Here is an 8,844-nt window from a genome sequence, read left to right as displayed (position 1 = left end):
TATATATTATTGAAAATAGTAATTAGTTTTCTATTCATTCTCGTAATAGAGATTAATATCATATTTTTCTTTCATCTCTTTTAAAAAAAGGTGCCGTTTTTCTCTTTTTTCACCTTCGGGCCACAGTTCTTCCGTCCTTTGGATAAATTCACGCCGTAGGGCATGATATTCATTTTCCGCTTTTTCAGTCTTTTTTTCAATAAACTTTGTTCGATAATAAAGGGTGATCAAGACAGCAATAAAAACATAATTAAATTCATTATTTATGAGTTTATTAATCATTGCACCATAATTAAAGCGATAAGGGTATATAGAATTAAAGAACAAATACCCAATAAATACAATTGACAATATGAATAATGCTGCTTTATAAATTTTAAATTCTGTTTCTTTTTTTTTAAATTTTTTCTTTAACTCGCATAAATCTTTAATAATAACTCGTCCAATTTCATCCAAATAATCATCTGTACGATCCATTTGTTCACCCCATTATGATCCAATCCTACTCTTACTTTTATTCGGCACCTTTAGAAAATATTCCTTAGAAAAGATTGGAAATTGTCATCTTAATGGGATTTTTAATAGTTGTCCAGTATAAACTGTACCATTTGCATCCAAACGGTTCGCTCTTTTAATAATTTCTTCACCAGCTCTTGAATGATAATATTTCATTGAGATTCGGTACAATGTTTCTCCCGCTTTCACGCGATGATATAAAATATTTTCTCCTTTACTTTCAGTAGTATTATGAATGTTCGAACGATCAGTACTATTATTTATATCATTTTTCTCTTTATTTTCAGCTGGGGCATCTTGGTTTGTATTTTCCATTTCTCGACCATCCGGAGTCACAGTCTCTGTCGGCAAGTCAGTCTCCTTTGCATCCTTTTCTTTGAGCTGATTTAATCCAATATCCTCGATTCCATCTGAACCTGATTGATTCATTTCAAAAATATCAAATGTTTTTTCATCTTCCATACTTTCTTGTTGTTTACTTGTTTGTTCCACCTGTATTTTATCTTTCCATAACTGAAAGGTCGCTACTAAACAGACGATTAAAATAAACGTTAAACCTAAGAGGCGCACTAAAGGATGCTGGATCTTCATTTTCATTTTCTTTCTTTTTTTTCTATGAACCTCACTTCTTGGAGGAAGCGGGGTGGATGTCTCTTCTAAAAAATCTTTTACACTTTCTATCTCTGAATCAATTTTTTCCATTTGTTTTCTAAGAGATTCTGCTTGGTCAATAGATTCAAAGTTTTCTGTCATACGATCACCTCTTGCTTTAAAATTCACGAAAAATTTGAAGGCGAATCATTAGGGCAAATATAAAATCGATCAAAAAATGCATAAAAATTGTAACGACAACATTTTCAGTCAAAACATAAATCCAACCGATATAAAAACTTAACGTTGTAACAACTATAAATAAAAGCCATTTATACAAATAGCGCAGATGTAAAAAAGCAAATATAATGCTTGCAATTAAATATCCAAAATGCGTTTGAATAACTGCACGAAATAAAAATTCTTCTGAAAAAGCTACTAATAAACAAATAATGAAAATATGCCAAATGGGGCGTTTTTTAAAAATTTTTTCATTAACCCCACCGTCATCATACATCTCTTTAGGTACAATTTTCATCAATATAATATCGATGATTATGACAATGAGAGCTGCACCGCCGCCGTAGTAAATAATTTCTTCTATATTCTTCCAATCCCAAAGTTGGAAAAAAGAATTCGCATCAGGAAATAAAAAAATACTTGCGCAAAGAGCTAAAGCCAAAATTACAAATTGTGTAATGTAAAGTTGTAAAAGAACTTCATGGTCGTTCATTTCTTTGATTAAATCAGCCTGCCGTTTTTTCATAATTGTACCCTCCCGGAAGCCTTTGTGCCATATTGCCGAAGAATTATTTTCAATTCTTCCTCCCAGTCTGTATACTGATAATAATCCTTTTCATCTCCTTTATGAACGACCATTTTTTTGTAATTTTCCATATTAAGCCCACAAAAATCACAGCATTGGTCTCGTTTTGACTCAATTTGTTGGTCAAATTTTTCTAACAATGTTTCCCTTCTGCATTTATTTGCCATGACCAACCATTGTCTAAAGTCAGTCAAATTTTTTTCTTTTAAACGAGTTCTATTGGAAACTATATGCAAAATTTTCTTTTTTACAGCATCAAAATCACAATTTCGATTTACCTCTTTGTTCAAATACATTTGATATTGTTCAAAATGATAGTTCATAAAACGCCATTTTACTTCAGAAAATCCATAGTTTTCTACCAATAGCTCTTCCAGATGATTCAATGTTGGATAAGCAGTTTGAATGAGCTGAAATACAAACTCCCATTCACTTTCAGTTGCAAAATCTTGAAAAAGAATATTCTTGGCAATTTCATGATCTTCCTTACTAAATAATAAAATTGCAATACTTTCTTGTCCATCTCTCCCGGCACGCCCAATTTCTTGCAAATAGGACTCAAACTGCCCGGGATAATGAAAGTGAATAATATAGCGTACATTCGGTTTATTAATTCCCATTCCAAATGCATTTGTACAACAAATTACATCAAGCTGATCATTAATAAACTGTTGTTGAATTAAAATACGGTCATCGTTTTCCAAACCGCCATGATAAAACTGCACTCTATCAATTCCATTTTCTCTCAATAATTCTACCATTTTTTCAGTCCATTGCCTGCTTGAGAAATATATAATTCCCGGACCTTTTAATGTTTTAACATAATCGATTGTAGCGTTAATCTTATTTTCAAGTGATTGGACTTCTTGAACAGAAATTGCTATGTTTGGTCGGTCGATTGGATAAACATGCTGCTTCACACTTTCCAAACCAAGTTGCAAGATAATATCTTCAATAACCATTTTTGTCGCAGTAGCTGTTAACGCTAAGCATGGAGGATTGCCAACATGGCATTTAACAGCATTCAATTTTAAATAATCTGTTCGAAACTCATGTCCCCATTGTGAAATGCAATGAGCTTCATCAACGACAAACAAGCTGATTTTAACTGTATGTAAAGCCCTTAAGACCTCCTCAGATTGTAAAATTTCCGGAGAAACATATATATACCGGTACTGAGACAACGATTTTAAAATATATTTCCGACGTTGGTAGGGGAGGAAACTGTTTAGAGCAATGACTTGCTTTTCACCTCTTGCTTTTAATTGCTGTACTTGGTCTTCCATTAACGACAACAGAGGTGAAACAATTAATACCGACCCTTCTAATAAATAACCAGGAAGCTGATAACAAATCGATTTTCCTGCTCCAGTTGGAAGCATAGCTACAACATTATTTCCTTTAAGTAAATCAATAATAATTTCTTTTTGTCCCCGGCGAAAACTAGTATATTGAAACTTTTCCTGCAATATTTTTTCGAGTTGCACTTATTTCTCCATCCTTCCGAGCATTAACCGTATTTGAAAATAACTGACGGAATTTTCTAGAGCATTTCTAATCGGTTTTAATCTTTTCGTTTTTAAAGTTTGAATAGCATTATTAATACGTTTTTGTTCCTCGATTGATATGAAAGGTTGAATATCAAACTCCTTTATTTCTGAAGCGATTTCGACAATGTGATCTTCTATAGTACTCGTTTTTAATTTACGTATTTCCGCAATCTCTTCAATCGATTTTTTCTGCCTTAATAGTTCATACGTTTTTCTTGCAGAAACTGTCAAATTATATTCATTTTTTTCCTCTTTTATAAAGAAGCTAAGAAGGGGATAATGATCATGATGTTTATTAACAGTTAATATAAAAAAATGCAAGACAGATTGAAATAGAACATATGTATAGTCTTTATCCAACCTAAAAATTCTGGAAATTTGATCAATCGTAAACCCTACCCGATGAACACCACTCATATGCAAAACAAAAATTTCTGCATGAAGCTTCGGCAATTTCTTTAAAATAGAATGACACTCTTTATAAAGTTCATCGGCAAAGGTAAAACGATCATGTATGTTTCGTAAAAAGCTCTTTACCCAATGCTGTGTATTATCATCACGGACTACAGGTAAAAACGATTGCTTATCATAAATCAAATGGGACAATGTTTGAACAGTTAATGAAAACCGCTGCCAAAATTCCATTGCTTCTTTATGAAAACGCCACCCATTTAAGTAATTTGGAATTGAAAATTGTCCTTGTAATTTTTTTAAATATAAAACCCCTTTTTTGGACAATATAAAAGTATCCTGACCGATGTTAGAAATACATTCATTTAATTGAAGAACTTCTATACAATCGATTAATTCTCTCTTTTTTAAGGTTGGGAACAAGTGATAAAAAGGTTCTAATTTAAATAATTTTGTATCTTGAATGGTTTGGGATGATTTTTTTCCTTTTAACAAATGGTATAGCCCGTTAATGGAGCGCTCACCATTTAAATGAGAAAGACAAATTAAAATTGTAAATAAGCGAAATTGCTCCACATTTTCGAATCCTTTCTTAACATAATGTCATACGGTTTTATTTTATCAAAAACAACATGTAATAAGGGAAAAAGTTATATGATAAGGATTCTCATGATACTTTTCTATTGAAAAGTTCATCAAAGCGTTTTACAATGTTTATGAGTGTTACCTATAGCTCTTATTGAGTTATAAATGATTTTACAATTTTGTAGGAGGTTTTTTTATGGCAAAGTATACAATTGTAGACCAAGAAACATGTATTGCATGTGGTGCCTGTGGCGCATCTGCTCCTGACATTTATGATTACAATGAAGATGGCATTGCATATGTAACATTAGATGACAACCAAGGTATTGTAGAAATTCCAGATGTATTAATCGACGATATGATGGATGCTTTTGAAGGTTGCCCAACTGACTCAATCAAAGTTGCAGATGAGCCATTTGATGGTAATCCAAATAAATTTGAATAATAATGCATACATAAAAACCTCTCAACTTTGTTAGTTGAGAGGTTTTTTAAGTTCTTTTTGCATTATTCTTACGGTAATTCCGGTGCCTCAACTACAGGAACTTCTCCACTCATAGACTCTAGGAAAGCTACAATTGATTTAATTTCCTCATCCGATAAATTTAACGGTACCATTAGCGGATCTTTATTTGGATGGTTTCCTCCACCTTCATTGTAATATTTGACAACATCTTCAAGTGTTGCTAGGCTGCCATCGTGCATATACGGTGCAGTATGAGCAACACCTCTTAATCCAGGAGTTCTAAACTTTCCTTTGTCTGCTTCTTGGTTAGTGACACCGTATCGTCCATCATCGCCTTCTAAACCGATGTTATGGAAATTGTTATCTGATAATGTAGGACCGGCATGACATGACATACAATTTGCTTTGCCGGCAAATAGTTTCATACCTTCAATTTCTTGAGCGGTTAAGGCATCTCTTTCTCCTGCTAAGAAACGGTCAAATCTAGTATCTGTAATAGTAATTGTTCTTTCAAATGTTGCAATTGCTTTCGCAATATTTTCAGCTGTAATTTCATCGTTAAACACTTTGTTAAATTCATCTACATACCCAGGAACAGCTTTTAATTCAGTGATTAATTCATCAAGGTTCTGGTTCATCTCAACCTCTGATTGAATTGGGCCAAGTGCTTGCTCTTCTAAACTTGCTGCACGACCATCCCAGAAATTTGATGTATAATAGCCTGCATTAATAACTGTTGGGCTATTACGTGCTCCTTGGTGTCCTTCAAACCCTATAAATGTTGGCAAATTGTCACCATATCCTGCAGTTGTTGCATGGCAAGAAAAACAGCTTATTTTATTATTTCCTGATAACCTTGGATCAAAATAAAGCTTTTTGCCCAGTTCTACTTTCTCTTCAGTCATTGGGTTATCAGCTGGGACAGGAATATCCCCAATTGGTTGAAATTTTGCAATAATTTCCTCTAGTTCATGATCGATGACCGTCTCAGCTTCTACAGGAGGTTGAACATTTGCATTGTCTACTTTTCCGCTATTGCTGCACCCGACAATCAACCCTAGAGAGAGTAAAATGGTTCCTCCCCATTTTAAAGTTTTCATAGTTGCCTCACTCCTTATGTAATTATTGCTAGACAAATTATATTGTCAATAAAAATTATAAAATTAAATTAACTATTATTTGATATGTCTTATTGACAATTTTGTGAAAAATTTCACAATATCAGATTTAGATAGTAATAATTATAAAAAATATTCATATAGTGATCCTTACCTCATTCTTTGATTCATTTTATAAATGAAAAGGCTCTAAGCTAACACAAATCTTGTGTTTTTTAGCTTAGAGCCTACGTTTAATAAGGCATTGGATTTACTGCCAGCGGTACAGGAATCGAATTTTGAAGATTATATTGTCCAATTATATCTACACCAACGTTATTAAATTCAACTGCTGAAACACCGAATTCTTTAGCTGTCATTAAAATGGCCTCAATCATCAGTAAACCATTTTCATCATTAGGTACTATAGTACCTTCGGCAAAATCTACGATAGCAACGTTCTTTTTTGGATCGATCTTCGCACTTTTAATTTTGATTTCTTCTGGAATAGCCGGCTTAAGCTGCCTTTTGTCCATTTCATTTGGCATTTTCATCATTTCAAGAGCTTTGCTGAATGAAACTTCCTTTGGAAAAGGAACGAGAAATTTTTGCAAATACCCTTCTGGTTGAAAAATATAATAAACGCCTTTCGCCTCTTCCTTTTGGAGATCAAGTGTGGTTATTTCTCCATAATTTCCAAGCAATATTCCTGGTTTTCCTTCCGTTTCAAAAATGACGGACTGATAGCCCATTTGTTTCGCCATTTCTTTAACAGTTGCCAAAAAGATGACTTCCATTGCAGACCCTTGACCGAATGTATGATTTGCCGGAACATTTACAATTAATGCCTGACTACTTTTATCTTCACTATACTGTACATTTTCTAAAATATAGTTTGATAACCCCCAAGCGTCTTCATATAGATGCTCTTGAATTGTTTCCATTCGATCCAGCTTTGTTTCAGTTTCATTGTTAGGAACAACAAAACTGACAGGTACGACAAATTGAACATTGCGGTCCGGAATGGCAACTGTTAATATTTCTTCAGCATCTCCTTTGGAAGTAATCACATGAGAAATACTGGAATCTATTACAGTTGAAGGCATCTCCCTTGCCATCATCGTAAAATTTTCTCGTTCCGTTTGTTCATTTTGTTCGTTGAGCGCAGCGTTTTCTTTCTGAGAATCAAAAGCCACTTGCTTTTCGTTCTTCTTTTGTTCATATAAAAAGGATGGTGATACAATTGCAACAATGACGATAGCAGCAATCGAAGCCAAGGTTGGAAGAAGCCAAGATTTTTTTTTCCATGTGCTTTTTTCTTCCTTTAATAATGGCTTTTGCTCCTTTTCTTCAATACGAGAGGAAATGATAGTAAAAAGCTGTTCAGGATCTTGTGTATCCTTTACTTTTGGCATATTTTGCAGCAGTTTTTCTAGTTGTTCTTCATCAAAAGTTTGTTTATGCATTTATCATCCCCTCCTTAGCATAGGCTTCCTCCATCAATGCTTTTAATACCTTTAAAGCACGATGTTGTGTTGTTTTAACCTTACTTTCTGTCCAACCTAAGATTTCTGCTGTTTCAGCTATTGAAAACGACTGTATATAACGGAGAACAAGTACTAATTTTTGATCTACAGTACAATGTTCCATGCATTCATACATCATTTTTATTTTTTCATTTTGAATTGCCACCTCTTCCGGGAGTGGGGCTTCATCTCTTAACAGAAATCTTACTGTTTCCTCGTTAATTGCATGATTATCAGCTGTCCTTTTTTGTTTTCGAAACCAATCAATAGCGACATGTCTTGCAACCGAAAAAAGCCATGTTTTCTCGCTGCTTCTTCCTTCAAAGCGGTCAAAAGATTGAAGGACTTTTATATAAACTTCTTGAACGAGATCCTCCGCTTGTTCTCTATTTTTCACCATGTAAAATAAAAATTGAAACAAATCATGGTGATAAAGGTCATAAAACCTTTGAAATATGTCCTTCATGCTGCTAAACCCCTCCCGTTCTCTAATTTAGTCGAATTTTAATAGATAATGTTACATCAGTACCAATGATACTAAAGATAAAAACAGGAAGGAACACCCCAATTTGAAATCACGTGTCCTTCCCATTACCTCTAGTATTCTATATTAATTTTGTGAAAATGTCGACCGCAAAGGGCTTGCAATTCCTGCTCAAATGTTCTGTTATAACTAATTAAAAAGCATGTGGCCGGTCCTGATGATTCGTTTAAAGGTAAACTACAATCAACATTATACCGATCAAATCCGTTCATAGTTAACATTAATTGAAATTCATAAAAAATACCTTTTGAACCGACTGGAACAATTTCAAAGACACCCGGAGTATCTAAACATTTTTTAAATAAAGATAAAGGAGCCACAAGAGCCTGCTCAGTTAATACTTTTTCACCAGCTAAAGGAACACCAATAACTGCAAATGCAGCATTTTTTGGCGTTTTTTTGATTCTTTTTTTGTTTTTTAATACAGTTCCAAGGACTGTTAGCCCTAAAGCAGATTGCTGCAACATCATATTTGTTTCGGTACTGCCAACAAGGGGCAACGGATTCATGCCAAGTTCTTCATACACTTTCTGAATACCTGACATATACGCTTGCCATGATTTTTCCCCTGTAAAATTCGATAAAATAACTGCAGATGGTGTGGCGCCTACTGATAATAATTCCATCATGGCAACGCGCATTGCGAAATACGCCACGACATTATCAGCAACAAATAGTATATCATTAGCTTTTTCACCGATTCCACCTGAACAATCCGTTGCAATCACCATC

General features: G+C 33.9%; 10 protein-coding genes. 1 reads left to right on the top strand and 9 read right to left on the bottom strand.

Annotated elements, in window-relative coordinates:
* Positions 1–30 precede the first annotated feature (30 nt).
* The 5 genes from HR057_RS01820 to HR057_RS17280 form a co-directional block, all read right to left on the bottom strand.
* Positions 31–477, bottom strand: a complete 447-nt coding sequence (locus HR057_RS01820; RefSeq protein WP_173729677.1) for a DUF2663 family protein — start codon at positions 475–477, stop codon at positions 31–33.
* Between the two features lie 84 nt (positions 478–561).
* A complete protein-coding gene (locus HR057_RS01815; RefSeq protein WP_173729676.1) occupies positions 562–1,269 on the bottom strand; it encodes a LysM peptidoglycan-binding domain-containing protein in 708 nt (235 codons plus the stop codon).
* A gap of 16 nt (positions 1,270–1,285) precedes the next feature.
* Complete coding sequence (locus HR057_RS01810; protein WP_173729675.1) at positions 1,286–1,873, bottom strand: CPBP family intramembrane glutamic endopeptidase; 588 nt, start codon at positions 1,871–1,873, stop codon at positions 1,286–1,288.
* Entirely contained in the window at positions 1,870–3,420 is a 1,551-nt protein-coding gene (locus HR057_RS01805; RefSeq protein ID WP_173729674.1) for a RecQ family ATP-dependent DNA helicase, read from the bottom strand. Before HR057_RS01805 ends, HR057_RS01810 begins: the two co-directional genes overlap by 4 nt.
* Positions 3,421–4,470, bottom strand: coding sequence for a helix-turn-helix domain-containing protein (locus tag HR057_RS17280; protein ID WP_173729673.1), 1,050 nt, complete (start codon positions 4,468–4,470; stop codon positions 3,421–3,423).
* 205 nt (positions 4,471–4,675) lie between these two features.
* Between HR057_RS17280 and HR057_RS01795 the strand changes: the two genes are divergently transcribed.
* Positions 4,676–4,924 carry a ferredoxin gene (locus HR057_RS01795; RefSeq protein ID WP_173729672.1) on the top strand — a complete coding sequence of 83 codons (249 nt, stop codon included), beginning with the start codon at positions 4,676–4,678 and terminating at the stop codon, positions 4,922–4,924.
* 68 nt (positions 4,925–4,992) lie between these two features.
* On the opposite strand, the gene HR057_RS01790 is transcribed toward HR057_RS01795, so the two are convergent.
* The 4 genes from HR057_RS01790 to HR057_RS01775 form a co-directional block, all read right to left on the bottom strand.
* Entirely contained in the window at positions 4,993–6,045 is a 1,053-nt protein-coding gene (locus tag HR057_RS01790; protein WP_173729671.1) for a cytochrome-c peroxidase, read from the bottom strand.
* A 251-nt stretch (positions 6,046–6,296) separates the two neighbouring features.
* Positions 6,297–7,508 (bottom strand): GerMN domain-containing protein, encoded by a 1,212-nt coding sequence (locus HR057_RS01785; RefSeq protein WP_173729670.1) that lies wholly within the window; start codon positions 7,506–7,508, stop codon positions 6,297–6,299.
* Positions 7,501–8,034, bottom strand: coding sequence for an RNA polymerase sigma factor SigX (gene sigX / locus HR057_RS01780; protein WP_173729669.1), 534 nt, complete (start codon positions 8,032–8,034; stop codon positions 7,501–7,503). Before sigX ends, HR057_RS01785 begins: the two co-directional genes overlap by 8 nt.
* A gap of 131 nt (positions 8,035–8,165) precedes the next feature.
* Positions 8,166–8,843 carry an ATPase gene (locus HR057_RS01775; protein ID WP_230474314.1) on the bottom strand — a complete coding sequence of 226 codons (678 nt, stop codon included), beginning with the start codon at positions 8,841–8,843 and terminating at the stop codon, positions 8,166–8,168.
* Between the last annotated feature and the right edge of the window lies 1 nt (position 8,844).

Source organism: Calidifontibacillus erzurumensis, from assembly GCF_013303125.1.
Taxonomy (GTDB): Bacteria; Bacillota; Bacilli; order Bacillales; family Bacillaceae_J; genus Calidifontibacillus; species Calidifontibacillus erzurumensis.
This window is presented reverse-complemented; position numbering and strand designations above follow the sequence as displayed.

Coding starts and splice junctions, on each gene's coding strand:
- HR057_RS01810 (WP_173729675.1), bottom strand. CDS start 1,873: ATGAAAAAACGGCAGGCTGATTTAATCAAAGAAATGAACGACCATGAA.
- HR057_RS01790 (WP_173729671.1), bottom strand. CDS start 6,045: ATGAAAACTTTAAAATGGGGAGGAACCATTTTACTCTCTCTAGGGTTG.
- HR057_RS01795 (WP_173729672.1), top strand. CDS start 4,676: ATGGCAAAGTATACAATTGTAGACCAAGAAACATGTATTGCATGTGGT.
- HR057_RS01775 (WP_230474314.1), bottom strand. CDS start 8,843: ATGGTGATTGCAACGGATTGTTCAGGTGGAATCGGTGAAAAAGCTAAT.
- HR057_RS01820 (WP_173729677.1), bottom strand. CDS start 477: ATGGATCGTACAGATGATTATTTGGATGAAATTGGACGAGTTATTATT.
- sigX (WP_173729669.1), bottom strand. CDS start 8,034: ATGAAGGACATATTTCAAAGGTTTTATGACCTTTATCACCATGATTTG.
- HR057_RS01815 (WP_173729676.1), bottom strand. CDS start 1,269: ATGACAGAAAACTTTGAATCTATTGACCAAGCAGAATCTCTTAGAAAA.
- HR057_RS01785 (WP_173729670.1), bottom strand. CDS start 7,508: ATGCATAAACAAACTTTTGATGAAGAACAACTAGAAAAACTGCTGCAA.